General features: G+C 45.7%; 8 protein-coding genes and 1 rRNA gene. 4 read left to right on the top strand and 5 right to left on the bottom strand.

All coding sequences use genetic code 11. The features are described 5' to 3' along the window. Nucleotides 1-36: 36 nt before the first annotated feature. The 3 genes from dnaE to K339_RS0105265 all read right to left on the bottom strand — a co-directional run bounded on the left by dnaE (nt 37) and on the right by K339_RS0105265 (nt 6,995). Nucleotides 37-4,998 carry a DNA polymerase III subunit alpha gene (gene dnaE, locus K339_RS36570; protein WP_084332115.1) on the bottom strand — a complete coding sequence of 1,654 codons (4,962 nt, stop codon included), beginning with the start codon at nt 4,996-4,998 and terminating at the stop codon, nt 37-39. A 216-nt stretch (nt 4,999-5,214) separates the two neighbouring features. Then, the gene (locus K339_RS0105270) at nt 5,215-5,670 is read right to left on the bottom strand and encodes a hypothetical protein (protein ID WP_028522683.1); all 456 of its coding nucleotides are present in this window, start codon (nt 5,668-5,670) and stop codon (nt 5,215-5,217) included. After that, on the bottom strand, nt 5,667-6,995 hold the full coding sequence (locus K339_RS0105265) for an AAA family ATPase (RefSeq protein ID WP_028522682.1): 1,329 nt from the start codon (nt 6,993-6,995) through the stop codon (nt 5,667-5,669). The genes K339_RS0105270 and K339_RS0105265 overlap by 4 nt, the downstream gene beginning before the upstream one ends. A 264-nt stretch (nt 6,996-7,259) precedes the next feature. Between K339_RS0105265 and K339_RS0105260 the strand changes: the two genes are divergently transcribed. The 4 genes from K339_RS0105260 (at nt 7,260) to K339_RS0105245 (ending at nt 24,257) form a co-directional block, all read left to right on the top strand. Then, a complete protein-coding gene (locus tag K339_RS0105260) occupies nt 7,260-8,249 on the top strand; it encodes a ScyD/ScyE family protein (protein ID WP_028522681.1) in 990 nt (329 codons plus the stop codon). A 32-nt stretch (nt 8,250-8,281) separates the two neighbouring features. Further along, nucleotides 8,282-8,869, top strand: coding sequence for a diheme cytochrome c-553 (locus K339_RS32605; protein ID WP_037299294.1), 588 nt, complete (start codon nt 8,282-8,284; stop codon nt 8,867-8,869). A gap of 207 nt (nt 8,870-9,076) precedes the next feature. Further along, nucleotides 9,077-21,847, top strand: coding sequence for a choice-of-anchor D domain-containing protein (locus K339_RS0105250; protein WP_028522680.1), 12,771 nt, complete (start codon nt 9,077-9,079; stop codon nt 21,845-21,847). 181 nt (nt 21,848-22,028) lie between these two features. Further along, nucleotides 22,029-24,257 carry a sodium-translocating pyrophosphatase gene (locus tag K339_RS0105245; RefSeq protein WP_028522679.1) on the top strand — a complete coding sequence of 743 codons (2,229 nt, stop codon included), beginning with the start codon at nt 22,029-22,031 and terminating at the stop codon, nt 24,255-24,257. A gap of 495 nt (nt 24,258-24,752) precedes the next feature. Here K339_RS0105245 and K339_RS38155 read toward each other — a convergent pair whose 3' ends face one another. Both K339_RS38155 and rrf read right to left on the bottom strand, forming a co-directional pair. Beyond that, the gene (locus tag K339_RS38155) at nt 24,753-24,935 is read right to left on the bottom strand and encodes an ISAon1 family transposase N-terminal region protein (protein ID WP_445508777.1); all 183 of its coding nucleotides are present in this window, start codon (nt 24,933-24,935) and stop codon (nt 24,753-24,755) included. Between the two features lie 114 nt (nt 24,936-25,049). Beyond that, nucleotides 25,050-25,161, bottom strand: a 5S ribosomal RNA gene (rrf, locus tag K339_RS0105235). Nucleotides 25,162-25,379: the final 218 nt, after the last annotated feature.

Genomic DNA, 25,379 nt, shown 5'->3' with positions numbered 1-25,379 from the left:
TCTAGTAAACGAAAAACGGCGGAACTAATTGTCGATTTAATTGACCGAAAAATTCACCCCTCCCATTGATTCTATCAGTTTAAAGAACTCGTTGGTAGGTGCAACTCGGTGCGTTCGTGATTGAAGTTTCACCTCCGTCCGACTTTGATGATCCACCACCGACACCGTGAGCGCGCAGTGGCCAGGGTAGGCTTGGACGGCTTCGTTGAGCTTGGTCACGAGTACACCATCTAGCATATCCAAATCCAGTTGTAGCTTGATTTCTTTGGTGAGTTTTTCACGAACTTCATTCAAAAGCTGCATCGACGTGATTTTAAATTCGTATTGGTCTTCTTGTTTCCAGCGGTTTTGAATTTTCCCTTTGACAAACAAAAAGTGTCCCATTTGGACGTAAGCCGAAAACTTCACAAAATCTTCGCCAAAAAGCGCCATTTCCATCGAGCCCGCGTAATCTTCGAGTTTAAAAATACAGAAAGGATTCCCCGTTTTGGTGGTTCTGACTTGGCTGCTACTCACAATACCCGCTACCGTAATGTCTTTGCCAAACAAGAGCGGGCGGCCACCGATTTCTACGTTGGCCACGGCAGGCATATCTCCTTCTTCGGTATCACTGGTTTCAGTAACTTCGGAAGTGAGCATCACTTTATCAAGGGTACAAGTACAGAAGTTGGTCAACTCCAAGCGATACATATCAAGCGGGTGGCCCGAAATGTAGAAACCAACCACGTCTTTTTCAAAACGTAACCGCTCAATGTCGCTCCACTGCTCTACAATAGGCGCTTTAGGTTTGGCAATATCGGCGCCGCTTCCACCAAAACCACCAAACAACGATGCCTGCGCATTGGACTTATCAGCTTGAACGGCGTTGGCGTATTTGATTAATTTTTCGATTAAGTTTTGTTGTTCGCCGTCGGCAGCCGTAAAATACTGAGCGCGGTGGTATTCCTCAAACAAGTCAAACGCCCCCGCATACGCCAACGATTCGATGGTTTTCTTGTTGACAGTTCGTAAGTTGACCCGAGTCATAAAGTCAAAAAGGTCTTTGAAAGGGCCGTTATTGGTTCTTTCTTCGATGATGCTTTCTACGGCAGCATCACCAGTTCCTTTGATACCTCCCAATCCAAAGCGAATTTCTCCACGTTTGTTTACCCCGAAACGCCGTTCCGATTCGTTGACATCAGGGCCCAGTACAGGGATTCCGAGGGCTTTACACTCTTCGAGGAAGAACGTAATTTTTTCAATGTTACCCAGCGAACTCGTCAAGACCGCCGCCATGTATTCGGCGGGATAATGGGCTTTGAGATAAGCCGTTTGGTACGCCACAAAAGCGTAGCACGTTGAGTGCGATTTATTGAAGGCGTACGACGCAAAGGCTTCCCAGTCGGTCCATACTTTATCGAGTTTTTTCTCATCAAGACCCTTGTTTTTACCGCCGTCGATGAATTTACTCTTCATTTTGTTCAAAACCTCAATCTGCTTTTTCCCCATGGCCTTACGCAAAACGTCTGCATCACCTTTGGTAAAGCCCGCCATTTTCTGCGAAAGGAGCATAATTTGCTCTTGATAAGTACAGTTATGAAGAATAATGTTGTTTCCAACAAAATTATGGATGCCTTCTACGGTAATATCATATACTTTTTCTTTGCCAATCGCCTTGATTTCAACAACTTCATCCCACCGTATTTTAGCGAGGCGAGCTGACTGGTTGAGGGGCAGGTGTTCGATTAATGGCAGTACTGCTTTTAACGAAATACGAGGGCACGTTCGGAGTTTGTTAGGCAAAAGATGCTGTCGGTCAAATCCGTATTTATCCATAAGCCCGCGACCTGAGCCTTTCCAAACTTGTCCTAGTTCATCTAAAAATAACGTGCGTGAAATATTATCGTGTACCTCATGCCCTGATAAGAGGGTTTCTTGGATTTTTTTAGAAACTAAATGGGGTCCTATCAATTCAGCAAACGCTTTGAGGTTGTAAACGCTTACTTGGTAGGCCGTCATTTCTTGGTTACGGCGGTTGTTGTGATAGGTTGATTGATAAGTGACGGAGTAAATTCCCAAACGCAGAAGCAGGGTTTTAACGTCATTGGCCAACCTGGGTGAAATCGTTTTGAAATGATTCAAGTCTTTGCCAATGTGCCCATCACAGTCCCACAGCGAAGCCAAAAAGAAGGCAATGGTCTCTTCGGTTAGGCCAAATACAAACTCAGGAACAAATTTTTCGTCTGAACGGCAGCCACCTTTCATGGTTTTTAGGCCCCATTCTCTCAATTGAGCCACCAATGAATTCGTCTCGTGGTAATGCGTTTTGTCCGTTCCTGCCACCATGATTCTTGTTACGTCCCGAACTTGTTGTAAGGTTCGAGTTTCCAAACGTTCAAACGTGCTGATACTCTCAGTGTAAGCATCCAACAGTTGAGGGTCTTTAGAGACAAAGTCTGCCGTAGCGCCACAGCCACTCAAAGAACCATCGGCAAGAATATAGGCTAAGACACGCAATTTGTCACGGTCATATTCTTGTTCATTTTCAACGAATAATTTTCGGGGAGTAGCAATCACACTTCCTACTTGCAAACTTCCCGCCTGTTGCCAACCTGTTTCGGTCAGAACCTGATGGTCAGGGGTTAGTTTAACTCGACTTCCATTGCGAAGTCGTACTTCAAGCACTTCTTTTTCACCATTGCACACCCAATGAGTAATAGGGGCAGAGGCAGGTAATAAATCGTCGTTTACTCCTTGCACCCAAAACTCGCCGACGCGGTTAGCTAGACTATCAATGCGTACTCGCTCGCCAGTTTTAGCGTCGTGAATGAGGGTGTCGCCAGTGACACAAATTCCGTACGTATCGGCCAAATATTCCTCCATTTCGGGGAGGTCATACTCTACTTTTTCGCGTCCATGTTTACGGTTAATAAAGTTAGGAATGTAGGCAATTGGCCCAGGGCGGTACAGGGCGTTCATGGCGATAAGGTCCTCAAAACGGTCAGGTTTGAGTTCGCGCATGTACTTTTTCATCCCGTCGGATTCAAACTGGAAAACGGCGTTGGTCTCACCTCGTTGGAAAAGTTCAAACACCTTGATGTCATCGAGCGGAATGTAATCAATGTCAATTTTAACCCCGTGGTTGGCTTCAATCATCCTAAGGGCTTCCTTGATAATGGTCAAGTTTCGTAGCCCTAAGAAGTCCATCTTGATTACCCCCGCATCTTCAATGATTTTCCCTTCGTACTGCGTAATCAGCAAATTCGATTCTTTGGAGGTACTCACAGGAATCAAATCCGTCAGGTCGGAAGGGGCAATGATAATACCCGCTGCGTGAATCCCCACGTTGCGGACGGTTCCTTCCAATTTCTGCGCTTCTTTAAGAACTTTGGCCGTTAGGTCATTTCCTTTCAGCATTTCACGCAATTTCTTCAAATTCTCTACCTCGTCGGGCGTCACCACGTCGGCCATTTTTTCAAGGGGTACTTTAAACACCTTGTCCAAGTTCATGTTGTACGTCGGCTTATCAGGCACGAGTTTTACCACGGCGTTGGCTTCTTGCAATGGCAAATCCATCACCCGCGCTACGTCCTTAATCGACGACTTGGCGGCCATGGTACCGTAGGTAATGATTTGGGCCACTTGGTTTTTACCGTATTTCTGTACCACGTAATCAATCACCCGTTGGCGGCCTTCGTCGTCGAAGTCCGTATCAATATCGGGCATGGAGATACGGTCGGGATTCAAGAAACGCTCAAAAAGGAGGTCGTACTTGATTGGGTCAATGTTGGTGATTCCGATGGCATACGCTACGGCGCTTCCCGCTGCCGATCCCCGCCCTGGGCCGATGAGCACGCCCATGTCGCGCCCCGCTTGGATAAAGTCAGCAACGATGAGAAAGTAGCCAGGAAAACCCATGTTTTTGATGGTATTCAGTTCAAAGTTGAGTCGTTCCTCAACCTCTGGCGTAATTTCCTTGTATTTTTTCCGAGCCCCTTCAAACGTCCAATGCTTGAGGTACTCCCACTGATTGAGTACATCGGCGGTGAGTTCTTTCATCTTACCGTTGAACTCAATCATTTGCGAAATACTGTGCTTCCTAAACTCTTCAGGAATCGGGAAATTGGGCAATAAAATGTCTCGATTGAGCTTTAACAGCTCTACTTTATCAACGATTTCTTGCGTATTGTCCAGCGATTCGGGTAAGTCGCTAAACGTTTTGAGCATTTCATCTTTGGTTTTGAAATAAAACTCATCGTTGAAAAACGCAAAGCGCGTGCCTTTGGGCATTGGATTTTCGTCGTCAAAGTCCTTGTTGGTAGGCGTTGACTGTTTATCACCCGTATTGACGCACAGCAAAATGTCGTGCGCGTTGGCGTCGTCTTGCTCTACGTAATGACTATCATTGGAACATATCACCTTGACATTGAACTCTTTGGCGTATTTAAGCAGGGCATCGTTGGCAATAATTTGGTCGCGGATACCGTGCCGTTGAATTTCGACGTAATAATCTTCTCCAAACAAATCGAGCCACCACTTAAACTCCTGACGCCCCGCCTCTTCGCCTTTTTTGATGATGGCTTGCGGCACACTTGCCCCAATGCAACAAGTCGTGGCAATGAGTCCTTTGTGGTATTTTACGAGAAGTTCTTTGTCGATACGTGGGTATTTGCCGTACATGCCTTCGATGAATCCCAGCGAACAGAGTTTGGCCAAATTTCGGTAGCCTTCGGCATTTTTGGCCAATAGCAGTTGGTGGCGGCGAACGTCTTTTTGTTCTTTGGTAAACTGTTTTTTATGGCGGTCTTCCACCAAATAAAACTCACAGCCCACGATGGGTTTGATACCTTGTTTGTGCCCTTCGGCGACAAACTCAAATACGCCAAACATATTACCGTGGTCGGTAATGGCAATGGCGGGCATGTCGTCGGCTTTGGCCTTTTTAAACAGTTTTTTTATATCTGCGGCCCCATCGAGTAGCGAGTATTGGGTATGGCAGTGGAGGTGGGAGAATTGCATATCAACTACATTAAAGTCTTTGTCCTTGGATAGTGTTAGTGCGTTACAAATGCGCGCTTTTTAGGAGTTTGCTTGACAAATATGAACTAGCAAATTCAACACTTATCCAAAGTTACGGTTTTCTGCTAGAAAGCAGAAGGAGGCCCTCGCGAAAATTGTGGTGGGGGAGATTAGCGTGAGGGGTTAGCTACTTGCCATAGGCAAAGAAGAACGACATTAAAATTCATATCGGGAGCCAGTACTATGTTTTAATTCCAGACCAATGCTACGTTTGAACTTTTCCTTCAATCGATTCATTTCTTGCGTATCTTTTCCACCAACAATAAACCCTCTAATGTGTTTCTGTGGGATCTGACCCACCTTCTTTTTTATAAACTCAATCGCTTGACAAATTTGCTCGAAAGCATAGGAAGCTTCTTTGGCATTGCCTTTTAGTTCAACAAAGAGGTATTCGAGCTCGTCATTTTCTCTCACCTTTACAAACAAATAATCACACTGTTTTTGGTGAGGAACCTCAGGAATCAAACATTTGTCTAATTTGATGCGACAAACCCTTGGATGCTTTTTTGAATTGATGACAAATGTTTTCCCCTGTTCGGAAGCGCTTTTTTCTGATGAATAACATTGTTGATTGCCTCCTAATTTTTGATAAATGCCTTTACAATCACTCACGGGTATTGAATATTTAGGAGTTCATCAAATTCGTTGCTAATTTGTGATGATACATCATCAAATAGTACAGCATCCACACCCTTAAATTCGTAATTGAGGGCATCTATTATTTCACCGTTTATGAGATTGTATGCCGAAAAATCTTCAAACTTTACCCATGCACTACGGTCTATCAATTGCTCGGCAGCAGTATTGTCCAATTCAGCAGCTTTTAAGAGGTTATCCAAAACGCGTAAAATAAAAGTACTGTGGGTAGTAATAAGCAGCTGATTTTGAGGATTTTTATTGGCAAGTATGGCTAAAGCCTCGATTAATTCTTTTTGGGCCGAGGCAAAAAGGTGAGACTCAGGTTCTTCGATAACCCTAAAAACAGGGTCGCCATAAAGTAAATTGATGAAAATATCTTGCAGTGTACGAATGCTTTCTTGCTGGCCCGAAGAAGCGTTTTGCAAGAAAATAGACTGATTGTTTCCTAGAACTAACTTTTCTCCTTCTTGATCGTTGATATAGTTGCCTTTTAAAATATTTTGAATTTTGTTAAGAATTTTCTGGGCATCAGTGGTGTCAAGAGTAGGGTTAAGGTCGAGTTCGTCTTGCATAAACCCAGCGAAATTTCCTGATTGTTGAAATTTGTTCCTCAAGAAGCGATTGTATTGGATAAATTTTAACAATATGATGTCGTTTTCGGACGTATAGCGATGCGCTTCAGCCTCATTATAGGCAAATTGATTACTGTCTAACTTCGCATAAATTTCTAGCAAATGATTTCCTAAAGACACGACAGCGTTTCTACTAGCTGGTAAGTATAAATTCAATTGGGTACTCCCAAAAAGGGTATTTACAATTTTGGCAATAGCGTTAATAAATCTCTCTCTCTCTTTTCTCTCAAGTTCACTAAAGGCATTTTCTAACCGCTTGAGCTCTTTATTGAGTGCGACTACTTTCTGTAATTTGGGGAGCCAATGAGCAAAATCTATTTCTAAACTCCCTGCTTCGCTGTTACGAATGGCAATTATCTCTCCATTTGCGTACGTATAGGTGATTTCAAAAGAAGTAAGCCGTCGAGGCGAACCAAAGAGCTTAGTAAAATGGGAATGGATTTGGCCTTCTATAACTTGTTTTAGGTTATTGTCAGTAACCACGAAACTATTGGTAAAAGGTAGAATAATTTCCTCTCGAATGGTCTTAAAAAAATAGACAAGCTTCCCTATCGTACTTTTCCCACTCGCCTGCTCTCCCATCAAAACCGTCATTCGTTTTATCTTGATGGGAACTGCCTTTTGGTTAACAATGGCCTTAAAATTTTTTATCAGTAGTTGTTCCATGCCCAATAACTGCTTTTCTAAAATGTTTGGGGTTTCCCAAACTCAAAATTAACATAATCCCGCTGTAAATGGACTGAAAACGGCTTTTTGTTCAAAATGAGCAAAAGAATGTCAAAAATGAGTTAATAAAATTTGAAATTTTTTACATCAAAATTTTTCAAATGTCAAAAATGAGACAAAGAATGTCCATTTTCAGATAACACCCCTACTTCGTTCGATACGATATTTGTACAGACTTATCATTTACTCAAAACTCATTCTTTCATGAAAAATTCCCGCACATTTTGGTTATCTCTTTCGACTGTCGTATTGGTTGGTTGGCTCGTGGCTTGTAATGAAAAAGAAGAAGTCGTGCCTGAGCCAGAACAATTGACGGCGGCCAACTTTGTAGATCAATTACGCGCTCCCATCGGGCTCACCCTCGACACCAAAGGACAGCTTTGGGTCACCGAAGCTGGTACGGGTAAAAACGACGGAAGCATCGTCATGATTACCCCACAAGGAACAAAAACGACTGCCATGACCGGCTTTCCTTCAGTCATTGCCAACGGGGCGATTGAAGGCATGAGCCACCCTCTTTTCCACGACGGAAAACTATACGTGCTTCACGGTGTCAGTGGGATGCTTTATACCATTGACGTTGCTTCATTTAAGGCAGGAGATGCCGCACTTGCTTTGGCGACAGCCCAGAAAGAAGAGGTAGGAACGTACATCCGAAGCCTCAACCTGACCAACCCGATTAACTCAAACGTATTTGATTTGGTAGTGGGGCCTGATGGTAATTTATACATCGCCGATGCGGGTGCGAATGCCATCTTTAAACGCGACAAAGCCACGGGTAAATTGAGCTTGTTTGCCAAAATTCCTGATGCGGCAACCAAAGTAGAGGCCGTACCGACGGGGATTGTGTTTGACGGTACTCGTTTTTTGGTGACAACGCTCAGTGGTTTCCCATTCGCCCCAGGCAACGCTAAAATGTACCAAATCACCGCCGATGGTACCGTGAGTGAATACAAAACGGGTTTTACGACCTTGTCGCACCTAACGCTTTCAAAAAACAATAAACCGTTAGCGATTCAGATGGCCGAGTTTGGAGCGACGGGCTTCCAAGCACTTTCGGGCAAGGTTGTCAACGAAGAAGGCAAGGTGCTTTTGCCAAGCATCATGATGCCTACAGACATTGAGCGCAGCGGAAACCGCGAGTTTTACCTACTAAGCTACGCGCTTGGAACTATTCAGAAATTGAGCTACTAAAATTTCACTAATTAACCTTTTTCCCTACAACAATGAAAAACTATCCTATTTACGCATTTGCCCTACTTGTTTTATTATTTGCGGCTTGCCAATCGGCCGAAGAATCGAAAGATACGGCCAAAGCCGAGGTGGAGTTGTCGGATTCGGCGCTCATCAAACGTGGTGAATACTTGGTAGGCATTATGGGCTGCCAAGATTGCCACTCCCCCAAACAGCTGGGTCCCAAAGGCCCCGAAGTAGTTCCTGGTCGCCACTTGTCGGGTTATCCAGCCGACCGCCCCGTGGGAAAAGTTACCCCTGATGCGCTGAAAAACGGATGGATGCTGTTAGGTGGCGACGGAACATCGGCAGTGGGCCCGTGGGGAATGAGCTTTTCGGCCAACCTCACTTCCGACACTACGGGAATTGGGTCGTGGTCGTTTGAGCAGTTTAAAATTGCCCTTATGCAAGGCAAGTCAAAAGGGATTGCCACGGCTCGTCCGTTGTTGCCTCCGATGCCTTGGCCCAACTACGTAAACATGGCCGACGAAGACTTACGAGCGGTATTTGCCTACTTGAAAAGTACTCCGCCTGTTAACAACATCGTGCCGATGCCTATCGCGCCTGATAAGTTGCAATAATCATTTTTGACGTAATTCTCTCGCTTTGAGCCCTCCTTTTTGGGAGGGCTAGGCGATAGCCTTGCCCTGTTGGGGCAGTGATGGCTGACACTTTCGTGGTAGAAAGGGAAGGAGGATTACGGAAATATTTGACGAAATGTTTCTACCTCCTTTTTCTACTACCCATTTGTAAATTTTACTCTGTAACGTTTTTAAACTTTTCTACCCATGAAAAACTTTTCATCTCCACCAAAGGCTTTGACTAAAAGCCCTTACGGGTCGAAAGAACTAATAAACTCTCTCGTATTCCGTTTCTTATTTTGTTTATTGTTAAGCTTTTTTACACAGTTTGTACAGGCTCAAAGCGTAACCGCTGACATTATCCCTGACCACAGTGGAAGAGTAAGTGGCGTTAATATCAATCTCAACTGTGATACCTATTGTGTTGGGAATGCAGGGGGAGCAGGACAGGCAACTATCTATTTTGACCCTGCTCCCGAACATGCTCTAGTCAGTGTAGTAGGTTTTAGGAGAACCAATTCTCAGGGGGGGCAAATGCCCATCAATAATACCACTGATGGAAATCTTTATACGCAGGATTGGAATTATGGTGGGGAACTAACCGCTACCTTTACTCCTGCTGCTTCGGAGATAGACGTACGGAGCAATGATTTGACTATTTCTAGCGGTGACGTGACGCCAATAGTGAATGATAATTCTCATTTTGGCGTACAATTGCTATCGTCATCTACCACACGTTTTTTTCGAATTTACAACACGGGGGTAGGAGCTTTAGGGCTTACAGGGACATCACGAGTGGCAATTACTGGAACAAATGCGGGAGACTTTTCGGTATCGACGCAACCCAATACCGACAGAATACATGGAGGAAAAAATGCCTCTTTTATTATACGGTTTACTCCTTCAGCCTTAGGAACTCGTACTGCAACAGTCACTATTGTTAATAGTGATAGCAACGAGGGCACTTATACCTTCAACATTGCAGGAACGGGAGTAAGTGCGTTGCCTGATATAAATATAGTAGGAAATGGTCAGGATATTCCAGATACCTACAATGCTCCTTCAACGGATAATGATACAGACTTTGGCCCGCGGAGCATCGGTTCGGGGGCTGTTACGAAAACATTTACTATCGAAAACAAAGGTACTGGTTCATTAGACTTAAGTACAGGATCCGTAGTGTCGTTTATGGGAGATGCTGCTGCTGACTTTTCAGTAGTTACCCAACCTACTTCACCCGTTTCACCCAATAGTAGTAGAACGTTTCAGGTTGCATTTACTCCCTCAGTGGTTGGAACAAGAAATGCGACGCTGTATGTCAATAATTATTCCCCCACAGAAAATCCTTATACGTTTAGTGTCAGAGGAACAGGAACTGCTGGCTGTACCCAAGTAGCCACTTCCACCGATAATATGGGCTGGAATGGCTCGGTAAGCTCCGATTGGACAAACCCCTGCAACTGGACGCCCAATGGTGTGCCCACTCAAACCAATCCAGTTATAATTTCTTCGACAGGTGGAGCGGTGGTTATCCCTACGGGAACAAATGCTGCGGCCAAATCAATCAGCCTCAGTGGTGGTTTGGTCAATAAAGCTTCGCTGACCATCAGTCAAGGTTCCGAACTACGTATGGGCAGTACAGAATCTACGGTGACTAAGTTTAACATGGTGCAATATGCCACCGTGACCAACAATGGCCAACTTATACTCGAAACAAGCGGTGGCGGCGGTGTCAACAGTACGTTTGAAATGGGCCTTGATGACAACGTTTTCCATAACTACGGGGGAGTTGTGATCAATTCTACCAATGCAACTCCCATTCAAATTGGCAATAATAGTTCCAATCCCACCAATGCCATCTTCCACAATTACGCTTGTGCTTCTTTTACGAACTCCAGCGGGGCAATGTTACTCAATAGCGTAGGAACATCCTCTTTTAATAATGCTGGGCTGTTCAGAACATCAGGGAATTTAGGCGCGGTAGGAACATTTACGAATCAAAGCGGCGGTGTAGTATTTGTCGGAGGGACGTTAACTCATAATCCAATCACCACCAATAGCGGCTCAGTGCGAGTAAATTCAAACCCCACTGCTACCACGATGTTTACCTATAATGGTACTTATAATGGTTCAATCGGGGTTTTTACAGATGCAGGAGTCTCTAACTCCGCAGGTACGTACAATCAGGCTACTAATACGTTTACTCCTTCAAGTGGTCTTCCAGCAGGGTCTGTTCCTCTTTATATAAAAGTAACATCGACCGCTAATAATTGCAGCTACGTTGTACCTATTGTTTATCAAAACGGCTGCACCCAAATCGCCACTTCTACTGCTAATATGACTTGGAATGGCTCGGTAAGCTCCGATTGGACAAACCCCTGTAACTGGACACCCAATGGCGTGCCGGGGGCTGGTAATGGAGTTGTCATCCCGACTTCTAGTACTTACCCAACAATTGCGACGGGAGTCAATGCTTCGGTAAAGCAAGTACGTATATCCACAAATGGCAGATTGACGGTAGAAACCGGGGCTAATTTAACAATCCAAAACAATGATATTGCTGTCATTGTAGAAGACAATGCACTCTTTACCAATAGAGGTACTACTACCGTAACTAACACCAATTCCGACGCCCAAAGTCAATTCACGGTTTATTTGACTGCATCTACTGCGATTTTCGATAATTACGGTACCTTGAACGCAAACGGCAACCAAAATTATGGGATATATACTTTTGGTACCTTCAATAATAAAACGGGAGCCACGCTAACTGCTTCGGGTTACAGAGGTGTTTACATAGGAGCAGGAGGTAAAATTATCAACGAGAGTAACGCGACTATCAATGCAACAGGTTCAAATATTGGTTTGGTGCTAGACGGCCAAAATACAACCAGTAGCAATAGCGGTACTATCAACGGCAGTAAAATTGAAATCGTAAATGCAACCACGTTTACGAATCAGAACTGTGGCGTTATTAAAACTACGGGTGATTTTTCCATGTCAGGTAACTCTGTCTTTAATAATTACGGATATGCCAACGTAGGAGCAGAGCTAGGACATTATACAGCAACGACCAATAACTATGGGGTGCTCAAGTACAATAGTCTATTCGGGAGTGTGAATAACACGACAAACTCAGTTGTTGTTAACAACTCTACTCCCATTTTTACGCTCGGCGCTTCGTATAACGGTACCGTAAATGGCATCTTTACCAATGAAGCGGCTACTACTTCTGCGGGCACGTATAATCAAACAAACAATACATTCACTCCGTCGGGGGGATTACCTACGGGTTCACAAACGTTATACGCCAAAATTACTCCCAATACGGGAGAGTGTTTTTATGTCGTTCCGTTTACCTATACGAATGCGGGCCAACCCGACTATAGCATCAGCACGTCAGGCAATAACCTAGTCATCACAGACCTAACAGGCACAGGGGAGACACTGGATATTAGTCAAAATGGTAGTAACATTCGTTTCAATGTGGCTGGCAAGAAGTTTAGTTTAAACAACGGTACTACCACCAACTTCCCTGCCGATGTACCCCTGAGTAATTTGGGAAGCATCACCGTAAACACGGCGAATGGCAATGATATTATCGACGTGGGAGCATTTAGCAACGAGGTTCTTCCCTCGCTGACCATCAACGGCGGCACGGGCGACGACCAAGTGAATTTTAAAGGAGATATTACCTTTATTACAAACGCCAACCTGGATGTGGACTTACAAAACGATGATGCCAACCCAGGAGTAGATGCCGTTACGTTTGCGATTAATGCTAACATTGGGCTTCAAGGGACAGGGGCAGCAACCCTCAAAGTGAGCAAAAATGTAACGTTTAATAACGGTAGCACCCTCGGAACCAATAATGGGAACCTCACCATAGAAGCAAACCAACAAGCAAGTCCTACCGTTGGCAACTTTAAAGGTATTTCCATGAACGGTAATACACAAGTGCAAGTGCTAGGTTCGGGCCTTCTGACGGTCAAAGGAAAAGGAGGAAATGACGCATTGGGTGGTCAGGCAGGTATTTTTCTGGACTTTGGAGGAATAATCTATGGAGGTAGTAATACTGTCACAGTAGTGGGTAATGGCGGTGCTTCGAGTGGCGCTTTGAACTATGGTATTGTTATTCAGGGGAGTACTGCTAAAATCACCTCTTTAGGGGGAGCGGTAACCGTAGAAGGAACTGGTGGAGGAACAGGAAGCAGTATTGGCAATGGAGGAGTACGAGTTTCCTTGTCTGGGCAAATTACGTCTGCCGGAACGGGCGCAGTGACGATTACTGGGCGAGGCGGAAACCTTTCGACGGGAGACAGTAATATAGGTATTGATTTACAAAATTCGGGTAAAATCACTTCCGTAGGCGGCTCGGTCACTGTCAATGCCTACGGCGGAGGCAGTGGCACTAGCCAAGTAAACTACGGGCTTTCGATGAGTCAAAGCGCCGAAATCTCGGCGGGAGGAACTGGAAGTGTGACCATCACGGGAGAAGGAGGAACGGCTACGGGTTTTTCAAACCACGGAATCGCATTGGAAGGGTTGATTACCTCTGCGGGAGGAAATATCGCGCTTACGGGCAAAGCAGGTGGTGGAAGTTCAGGTACCAATGGTATTTATATGTCAAAACAGAGTCTTGCGCCCGTCTCTAGCATCACGACGGAAGTAAATGGCGGTAACATTACCATCACGACCAACAGTTTACGCATTGTTGACTCCCCCGATATTCGTACCAATGCCGCAGGTACCGTAACCCTAAAACCCTTCACAGCGGGTGCGGCTATTGATATTTCTTTTGCTCCAGATGGAGCAAACGCTCCCCTTATCTTGTCCGACTCTGAACTGGACAGAATTAGCACGGGAGCACTCATCATAGGCGATGGTACCGCAGGAGACATCACCGTTGGCATTGGGGTAACTCGCCCTACTTCTACCAATATGCAGCTTATCAGCAATGGAGATGTGACCATCAGCGGCGGCAACATAAACACAGGAGGTGGCACGCTTTTACTTGACCCAGGCGCTTCGACCAAAGCGGTAAAACCTACTTTCAACGGTACCGACGTAACCGCAAGTACCCTTTCGTTTGCTACTGGTGATTTGCAAATTACCCTCAATGGTACGACCCTTGGCGATGGAACGGGAAGTACCTATTCACAGCTCAACGTGGCAGGGGCGGTCAATTTGACGGGGCTGAACCTTACCTTTGCTGGTAGCTACACCCCCGTAGGCGGCGAAACCTTCACCATTGTGAGCAACGACGGTACGGATGCTATCGTGGGCACCTTCAATGGCCTAGCCCAAGGAGCAACGATTCCTAACTTTAGAGGAAGTAGCTTAACGGCAACGATTTCCTACATGGAAGGTTCGGACAATAACGATGTGGTGATAACGGTGGCATCACCAACGTTAGCCGACATCAATATCCAAGGGAATGGATTTGACATAGCGAACGGAGATACATCGCCAAGAACCGAGGATGGTACCAATTTTGGTGACATTGATATTTCCTTAACAGAACCAGTTGTTCGTTCCTTCACCATTCAGAATACGGGAACGGTTGATTTGATCATTCCCTTAAATGGCATTACGAAGTCAGGAGCTTCGGATTTTGGCATCGGACATGTGTCATTGCCTCTCACCATCGCTCCTAGCGGTACTGCTACTTTTCCTGTCATAATAGACGCTAGTGGTAACGGGCAACGAACTGCAACAATCAGTATTCAAAGTAATGATTCCGACGAATCCCCTTACACGTTTAACGTGCGGGCAGTTGGTGTTTCCCCCGAAATAAATATTACAGGGCTTGGTCAAAACATTCTGGATGGTGACATAACGCCATCGGGATTGGATGATACCGACTTTGGTATGTTAGATGTAGCATCAGGGTCGGTGAGTCATACCTTTACAATTCAAAACGTAACTGGTGCTTCTGGAAACCTCCAACTAAATGCAGGGGCAATCAGCATAACAGGAACTCATTCCAGCGATTTTACGGTAAGTGCTATTACGTTGCCTGCTACAATCAGCGCGGGGCAATCTACCATTTTTGTCGTTACATTTAACCCTTCCGCACTTGGACTACGAACGGCTACGGTGAGGATTCAGAACAATGATTTGGGAGAGGGGACTTACGATTTTACCGTTCAAGGTTACGGAGGAAAGCCTTTTATCACCACGTGGAAAACCGACCAAGGAACGGTGGGAAACACTATCACCATTCCGACCAAAGGTACTGGCTACAATTACGACGTTGATTGGAACAACGATGGTATTTTTGATCAGTTTGGTGTGACAGGTAACGTTACGCACAATTATGATACTCCAGGTACTTATACCGTGGCCATCAGAGGGCTTTTTCCACACATCTACTTTGAAAACGATGGGGATAATAATTTAAGAATCCTGACTGTAAATCAATGGGGAGATATTGACTGGAAAAGCTTTGAGAAAGCATTTTTGGGCTGTGGGAACTTACAAATTAACGCTTCGGATACCCCTGACTTGAATGATGTGGCGGATATGAGTGATATGTTCACGGCGATTGCTGCTATCAATCAAGATATATCGGGTTGGGATGTCAGTAACGTGACCAACATGGCGTCAATGTTTAGCGGAGTATATTCTTTCAATCAAAACATCAGTGGTTGGAACGTGAGTAAGGTAACCAACATGATTGGTATGTTTGGGGCTACAGCTTTTAATCAAAACATTGGCAGTTGGGATGTGAGTAAGGTAACCAGTATGCAATTTATGTTTTTTGGAGCTACCGCCTTCGACCAGAGCTTGGCGGCTTGGGGAACGAAGCTGAAGTCTGATGTGAATTTGGAAAATATGCTCGACAATTGTGGTATGAGTGTAGCCAATTACGATGCGACGTTGATTGGGTTTAACCAAGGTACCGTAACGGGTAGAAGTTTGGGAGCCGTGGGGTTGAAATACTGTGAGTCTCAATCGGCACGCACCAATCTGATTACCAATAAAGGTTGGACTATCACAGGAGATGCACTCGCTAGTACGTGCCTTCCCGACATCAACGTCAAAGGCAACAGCCAAACCATCGTCAATGGTGACAATACGCCTGTGAGTACTGACCACACCGATTTTGGGCCAGTAACAGTAGCGAGTGGCTCGGTAACTCGGACATTTACGATTGAAAACCCGAACACCGCCACTGGAAATCTGATTTTGGGTACAATAACGGGAGGAACTACCGATTTTGTCATTACCCAGCCTAGCCTGACGACCATTCCTGCGGGCAGCTCTACCACGTTTACGGTGACATTCGACCCTACCGTAGCGGGTAAACGTACGACTACGATTAGTATTCCAAGTAATGACCCAGATGAGAATCCTTACACCTTTGCCCTCGAAGGTCACGGAGGAAAACCTTTTATCACGACGTGGAAGACCGACAATGTTGGTACTTCTAACAGCACGTCGATTACCATCCCAACCATAGTTACAGGTTACAATTATGATGTTGACTGGAACAACGACGGCATTTTTGACGAATTTGGAATCACAGGCAATGTGACCCATGACTATGGTACAGCGGGTACATATACAGTAGCCATTCGAGGTGATTTTCCACGGATTCATTTTAACTCAGTAGGGGATGCTTCTAAATTAGTAACGATTAGCCAATGGGGTGACATTGCATGGACTTCTATGGCTAGTGCTTTTAATGGTTGTAATAACCTGACGGTAAGCGCGACAGACGTTCCCAATTTGTCAGGGGTAAGTTCGCTTTCGTCCATGTTTACTAATTGCACGACCCTCAATGGCCCTGCGAATATTGGTAGTTGGAACACAAGTACCATCACGAGTATGTCACGAATGTTTCAGGAAGCAACTTCATTTAACCAAAACATCAGCAATTGGGACGTGAGTAACGTGACTAACATGTCGTTGATGTTTCAAAATGCTACGGCCTTCGACCAAAGCTTGGCGGCTTGGGGAACGAAGCTGAAGTCTGATGTGAATTTGGCCAATATGCTCGATAATTGTGGCATGAGTGTAGCCAATTACGATGCGACATTAATTGGGTTTAACCAAAGTACCGCAACGGGTAGAAGTTTAGGCGCTGCTGGTCTCAAATATTGCACTGCCGTGGCTGATAGAAACAGTTTATTGACTACTAAAAACTGGACAATCACAGGCGATGCACAAGATATTACCTGCTCATCTCCCGATTACACCATCACTACTACGAGCAATGCCATTGTAGTTACGGATGCCAAAGGGGCAGGTGAAACGTTGGAAATAAGTGAAAACAGCGGTAAAATCCGTTTTAATGTAACGGGTAAAACGTATAGCATCGACGGTGGCCTCACCACGGCATTTACTACGCCTGCCGAAGTGGCGCTTGCGAGTAAAACTAGCATTGTGATTAATGCTGCCGTGGGTAATGACATCATCAACGTGGGGGCATTTACCACACCACTTCCATCTTTAACCATCAACGGTGGTATGGGTGATGACGCGGTGAATTTCAACGGAAGCATCACCTTTGCCAGCAACGCCAACTTGGACTTAGACCTCCAAAATGACGACGCCAATGCGGGTACAGATGCGGTTTTGGTGGCTAATAATGTCGCTCTAACCCTCTCAGGAACGGGTACAGCTACGGTAAAAGTGAGCAAAAACGTGACCGTCAATACAGGGGCGAGCCTTCTTACCCAAAACGGTAATCTTACCGTTGAGGCCAATCAACAGGCGACGCCCACAACGGGAGATTTTTTTGGAATTAATGTCAATGGTGGCACGCTCAAAGTAACGGGCAACGGGCAAGCCAATTTAAAAGGAAAAAACGGCACAGAGGGTTTCAAATCGGGGATTTTGGTCAATAACGGAGGCCTTATTGAAGGAGGAACCGCGCAACTGTCGGTAGTAGGTACGGGTGGAATGGCCAATGGAAACCGAGGCGTGGTGGTAGCGGGTGCCAATTCTAAAATTACCTCGTCGGGAGGAAATGTAAACGTAACGGGGCAAGGCGGAGATTTCGTTGGTGCTCCTGAAAGTGGCAGCAATAACCAAAGCGGCGTAGAAGTGAGAAACTCGGGCATGATTACCGCTGGTGGAACTGGTAACGTAACGGTGCAAGGAACTGGCGCAAACTTATCCAAAGGCTTTGCTATTGGCGTTCATATCAATGGCGGAACGATTACCTCATCAGGTGGTAACGTAAACCTGACAGGACAAGGTGGAGGAAGCGGCGTGTCTCGTAGCAACTACGGAGTACAGCTCGAAGGTTCGGGATTGCTCTCCGCAGGGGGAACTGGTACAGTGACAGTCCGTGGTACTGGAGGCAATGGAATAGAGGGGAATAATGAAGGCATTAAACTAATAGAAAGTGCCATTACTTCTACCAATGGTAACATCAACCTCATAGGGCAATCTGGAGGTGCGAGTGATAATGCTACCAATAGAGGAATTGTATTGGACGAAGCCAGTCGTGTAGCCGCAGGTGGTACAGGGTCTGTAAGCATAGAAGGAACGGGAACCAGCAGTACTCAGGGCTTTAATTATGGGGTTCAACTCGATGGTTCCAATTGTGAAATCACGACCAATAACGGCAATATTCGAATCATTGGTCGTGGTGGCCAAGGAATTGCTAGTCCTTTTTCAAATGCGACAGGAAATACGGGAGTAGGGCTTGGTGGAAATGTTATCGCGGGAGGAACAGGCACTATTTACATCGAAGGAACGGGCGCAAGTCAGTCGTTTAGTGACGGAGTAGAGGTAGGTAGAGGGGTCAGTACCAACGACGGAACAATAACAATTGTGGGTGTAGGTGGCGCCAATGCTACCGCCCAACACGGTAGTACAGGAGTGGACATAAACGGAACCATTACGGCAGGCAATGGAAAAGCAATTACTATTCAGGGAACGGCGGGTAGTTCAACAGGTGTTAGCAACTTAGGGGTGCATATAAAAGGAAGTATCACGAGCACTACGGGGGGAAGCATTAACGTAACGGGTATTGAAGGCGGTAGCGGAGTTGGTATTACAGTTGGGTCACTCTTTGGAGGACAGATTACTACGGCCACCGCAGGAGGTGATATTACCTTCATTGCCAACAGCATAAACTTGCAAAACACAGCAAACATTAATACCAACGCTTCGAGCACAGTGACGTTACGCCCTTACACCAATGGCGTGAGCATTGACTTGGGAGGGGCAACCGACGTATTGGGTGGCCCACTCAGCCTTTCGGATGAAGAACTCGACCGCATTACGGCAGGAAAACTCCAAATCGGCGATGTCAACAGCGGCGCCATTACCGTCAGCACGGCCATCAGTCGTGCAGCTGCGACCAACGTCAACTTAACTACAGCAGGGGCGGTTAATTTGAACACTTCTGCGCTTCACCTTGACGGCGGCAACTTGGTTATCAATGCACTGGGTGGGGTAAATCCAACCGCTGTAGGAACAGACGTCAACGTTGGCACAGTTTCATTTACCTCAGGCAATGACTTAGCTATTGCCATCAATGGCACCACGCCTGATACCGATTATCGTCAGTTAAAAGTCGAAGGTTCGGTCAATCTTTCAGGACTTGATTTGGTGCTTAGTGGTAGTCATGTACCTACGTTGGGACAAAGTTTTGTAATCGTGAACAATGATGGAAGTGATGCGATTCAAGGAACATTCAACGGCTTACCAGAAGGCGCAACGATAGCTCCTTTCTTGGGAAGTCAATTAAATGCTCGCATTAGTTACTCAGGCGGAGATGGAAATGATGCCGTATTGACCGTAATCGCGTCAGTTGAACTACCAACGAATACCGCCAATGCCACGATTTGCAAAAACGCAACGGCTTCTTTGAATGCCACTTGCCGTGTAGGTCAAGAAACATGGTACAATTCGGCGGGTACGACTCAGTTGTTTGTGGGTTCATCTTTTGTAACACCAATGCTTTCTGCGAATACGGGTTATAAAGTTCGTTGTGAACTGGCACCCCAATTGAGCGGTTTTGTAGATGTGATGGTAACAGTAGTGGGCCCGCCAACTATCTCGTTGACCACCCTCCAACAAACGCTTAACGAAGGCAACAACCCTGTTTTGTGTGATACAGATGCGAATCCTGTTAACGGTTTGCAGTTTAATGTTTTGGGTTTGTGTGTTTCAGGTAATCCTGTTTGGCGAGTACAAGTAGGCAGTGGAGCATGGAGTGCGTGGTCAGTAACTGCCCCAGTTTCCCAATCATCCAATAACCAACCCCACCGCTACCAAGCGGCTTGTGATGCCAATTGTACTTCGACTTACTCAGGTGTGATTGAGTTGACGATTAATAACCGCGCCACTGTTCCACAAAACGTGTCGTTGGTGGTAGATGGTGTGACGGTAGCCGTAGGCGAAAGCAAAGAAGTGTGTAGTTTGGTTACAATTCCGCTGACGTTTAATGCCAATTGCGCCGCTGGTGAAATCGTACTTTACTCAGTGGACGGCGGCGAGTATTCATCGGGAGTCCCAACGGGCTTGGTTGATAATCAATTCCATAATTACCGCGTACGCTGCCGCAAATCAGACGGAACACCATCTTGCGTGGAATCTGAATCGGGCGTCATGCGATTAAAATTGGTAACTATTCCAAGTGCTCCTACGGTGTCGTTGTCGTCAACAACCAGTTGTGATGCTTCTGCCAGTTTCAGTGGCCAATCATCTTGCGGAAGTTTGCGAACAGTTTGGTACAATGCAGCTACGAATGTAGCCTTGCCCAATTTGCCTGCCACTGTTCCAAGCCAGACGACGTCTTACTACGCTCGTTGTCAGACCGAGAACGGCTGCGTGAGTGAAAAAAGTAATGTGGTAACCTTTACGCTAACACCGACACAAGTAGCACCAGTAATTACGGCTTCGCAAGAGATAGTATGTACAGGAACGACGGTAACGGTTTCGGCCAACTGCCCCGCAGGTAGTCAAACGTTCTGGAATACAGGGGTGACGACGCCAAGTTTTCAGGTAGCATTTAATAACGTCACCAAGCAGACTTATTGGGCGAAGTGTATCTTTGAAGGTGGCTGTCAGAGTTCAGAAAGTGTTCGCAAGGATATTTATTGGAATGCCTTTGTAGTGACATTGATTAACGTGGGAGAAACCAAATCGGCGGTGAAACCTGCGAATGACAAGTCGTTGTGGAATAGCCAGTTCATCACGCGGGACGGTGGCCCAGAGTTGGAACAAAGTACACAGCAAAACCCAACGCTATATTTTGTAGAAAACGCCAACAAAATAGCCCCTCGTTACTGGACAATCAACGTAGAAGCCTGCGGATTAAGCACTGATGGTTCATTAACTTTTGACATGTTGGCAACGCCAGAAATGGGTGTGATTCGCTCATTCAACACCCACGAGAACAACGCGCCGTATTTTATGTATGCCAACCGCGAAGGCTGGACGGAGTTATACGCCCAGAATCACCCAGCGTATGGTTTCTACCAAGACAACGGTGCGGGCGGCAATGTATATGACGCAGGTTTACCGAAAGGATTGTACAAATTAGGCATTCGTTATTGGGATATGAAGGGTTGGGGTAGTATCTATCCTTCAACGCGTCAGCCGCAAGGGAATGTGTTGGCCTACCAAGAATACTGGTTCAGAATCCAGTCGCGAGATGGAGTAGGCGTGGGCGCTGCGCGTACAGCGGCGAGCGGCGAGCAAGGGGAAACAAATTTGTCACCCTGGCGGTTCGCCGATGCGAAGGGTCTAAATCCGAACAGCTTCGTCACGGTCCTCCCCAACCCCGTCACTAACATCCTCCGCCTTCAAGTGCAAGACAGCAAAGAGCAAGTAGTGCAAACTACCTTAACCGATGCTTCAGGTCGGGAAGTCTTGCGTCGCCAATTTGTGCCCGAAACCAACACGCACCAAGAGGAGTTTGGGGTGAGTGAGTTACCGACGGGAATGTATTTCTTGAAAGTTTCGACCTCCGAAAAACAAACTACTTTGAAAGTGGTGAAGGTAAATTAAGGATTGATTATCAATTTTGGCCCCTGTTTTAGTGACACTCACTCAAAACAGGGGCCAAAATTGTACAATAACGATATAAAATAAGCAATTAACTAAGATTTGGGTTGGGTAAATGAATCACGTTCTGCTATATTTGCCCGACATTTTATATAAATATTCAACTAAATCTTTTAACCTACGCATGAATAGTATCGTTTACCTTGTCCCAGCTTTTGGGGCTATTGGGCTTCTGTACACCGCTTGGCGTTTCAACTGGGTTGCCAGCCAGCCAGCTGGAGACGACAACATGAAAAAGCTATCAGGCTATATTGCCGATGGCGCCATCGCTTTCTTGAAAGCTGAATGGAAAATTTTGGCCTATTTCGCCATTCCCACTGCCTTAATTTTGGCATATCTGGGTAGCCAAACCGAAGCCAATGGCATCGAAATTCACTCTTCTCCACTTATCGCGGTTGCGTTTTTGATTGGAGCGGTGTTCTCAGCTACGGCGGGTTACATCGGTATGAAAGTGGCTACCAAAGCCAACGTTCGTACGGCACAAGCGGCGCGTACGTCCCTCGCCAAAGCCCTCAACGTATCTTTTACGGGTGGCTCAGTAATGGGGATGGGAGTTGCAGGCTTGGCCGTTTTAGGGTTAAGTGGTCTGTTTATCGTATTTTACCAAATGTTTGCCGCTGGCCAACCGCTTACTTCGATCGAAATGAAAAAAGTAATCGAAGTCTTGGCTGGTTTCTCGTTAGGCGCTGAATCTATCGCGTTGTTTGCACGGGTAGGCGGCGGTATTTACACCAAAGCTGCCGACGTAGGTGCTGACCTTGTAGGAAAAGTAGAAGCAGGTATTCCTGAAGACGACGTTCGTAACCCAGCAACCATCGCCGACAACGTAGGTGACAACGTGGGTGACGTAGCAGGTATGGGTGCTGACTTGTTTGGTTCGTACGTGGCAACGATTTTAGCTACCATGGTATTGGGACAAGAAATCAACGTTACTGATAACTACGGCGGCTTCTCCCCTGTTCTTCTTCCCATGTTGATTGCAGGTGTAGGTTTATTAGCCTCTTTGGTTTCTACATTTTTTGTACGTATCAGCAACGAAAACGCCTCTGTTCAAAATGCCTTAAACATTGGCAACTGGGCCTCGATTGGTATTACGTTTGTTGCTTCTTATTTCCTTGTAAAGAATATTTTACCCGAAAGCCTTCTTCTCCGTGGATTTGAGTTCACTTCTGATGGCGTATTTTACTCTATTGTGGTAGGCTTAATTGTAGGCGCATTGATGTCGTATATTACCGAATATTATACAGCTATGGGCAAACGTCCTGTTAACTCAATCATCGAAAAATCAGGCACAGGACACGCTACCAACATCATCGGGGGATTGGCCGTTGGGATGGAATCTACGGTATTGCCTATTATCGTTTTGGCTGCGGGTATCATTTTGTCTTATAAATTCGCTGGTTTGTACGGTGTGTCTATTGCAGCAGCAGGTATGATGGCAACCACGGCGATGCAATTGGCGATTGATGCTTTCGGGCCTATCGCTGACAACGCGGGTGGTATTGCTGAAATGTCTCAATTGCCTTCGGAAGTACGTGGCCGTACCGACAACTTGGATGCAGTAGGTAACACTACCGCAGCTACAGGGAAAGGCTTTGCGATTGCTTCTGCCGCCTTGACTTCGTTGGCATTGTTTGCTGCTTTTGTAGGAATTGCAGGCATTTCCCAAATTGATATTTACAAAGCAGACGTACTAGCAGGCTTGTTTGTAGGCGGCATGATTCCGTTCATTTTCAGCGCATTGTGTATTTCGGCCGTGGGAAAAGCTGCCATGGAAATGGTAAACGAAGTACGCCGTCAGTTCCGCGAAATCCCTGGTATTATGGAGTACAAAACAGAGCCAGAGTACGAAAAATGCGTAGCCATTTCAACTGAAGCTTCAATTAGACAAATGATTTTACCAGGAGCGATTGCTTTGATTACACCCGTGCTTGTAGGTTTCACTATGGGACCTGAAGTATTAGGAGGTTTATTGGCAGGTGTGACAGTTTCAGGCGTATTGATGGGAATGTTCCAATCAAACGCAGGTGGTGCCTGGGACAATGCAAAAAAATCGTTTGAAAAAGGTGTAGTAATCAACGGAGAAACTTTCTATAAAAAGTCAGAACCTCACAAAGCATCAGTGACAGGAGACACTGTAGGTGATCCATTCAAAGATACTTCTGGCCCTTCGATGAACATCTTGATTAAGTTAATGTCTATCGTATCACTGGTCATTGCTCCGTACATTGCCGTGAATGGCGGCCACGAGCATAGCGCAACGAAAGAAACGAACAAAATAAGTTCAGTACAAACTACAAAAGTAAGCACATTCACCAAAGCATCGGCAGTTGGTCAAATTGCTGCAAAATAGTTAGAATAATACTCCTGTAATTAAGAATAGCCGCCTCAAAAGCAATTTTGGGGCGGCTATTCTTATATTCTCAATAGTGGTTTTATAGTTTTGTGGAATCAAAGCCAAAGTTGGAGCAAGTGTAAACTTTGTGGAGCAACTTAGATTATTGATATAATTGAGTTAGCCGATACAGGAAGAATTCTACATTTCTTAGCCCCTGAATTGAGTTCTGAGAGCTTTAATCTTGGTACAGTCAACGCAACTCCGCTAAGGCATTCGTACTTCAGTTATCAAAATAGCTGTCCGCAGCCGCGGTTTAAAATCGTTTCGTAATGATTTTGGATAGAACGTGCTACCGTGTTGAAGGCTTTAAACCTGCCTGTCGCACCTTTCGCTTCGGTCTTTAAATTTGTGCAATGCAAAAAATCGATCCGATAAAAAATCGCAAATTCCTGTGTCATTCGCGACTGGGCGTCCTCGTGCCTTGACCTACCTGATTCCAATTCCGTTGTTCTACTTTTCCTGTAGTGGCGTTGCGTTCAGCCAGCGACGGCGCTTGATATGAAGAAATACCCGTTTATCTCGAATGGGGAAGTTTTGAATGGTAATTTCAGGCAGAAGACCTTTCGATAAAGGGTGCTTCCCAAATAGCTCTGATTCTTCATAATTCTTCTCTTGAAGATAAATATGAAGCACATTTGATACAGGTTCAACACTTGGTCCATCCAAACGGCACTCGCGGCACTGGTGGTGAGTAAAATATAGCACAAAAAAAGAGGAGCTCGTTTCTGAGCTCCTCTCGGATTAATATTGTGGCGGCTACCTACTTTCCCACATTTTATTGCAGTATCATCGGCGGAGTGGGGCTTAACTTCTCTGTTCGGAATGGGAAGAGGTGAACACCCACCCTGTAACCACCATCAAGGCTTTCTGATTCGGATTTACAAGAGGTGAAGTCGTTCGCGACTCCGAACCCAACCTGTAACCTTCATCAATATCTTTAGCTATTTTCGTCTTTCCAATAAGCAATTGACATTGGCAGAGAATTATTCATAAAAACTGTATTTACAAAGAAGCTATTGGGCAATTAGTACTGCTCAGCTTTGATGTCACCACCTTTACACTTGCAGCCTATCAACG

It is taken from the genome of Runella limosa DSM 17973 (genome assembly GCF_000482465.1).
Lineage (GTDB): Bacteria > Bacteroidota > Bacteroidia > Cytophagales > Spirosomataceae > Runella > Runella limosa.
This window is presented reverse-complemented; position numbering and strand designations above follow the sequence as displayed.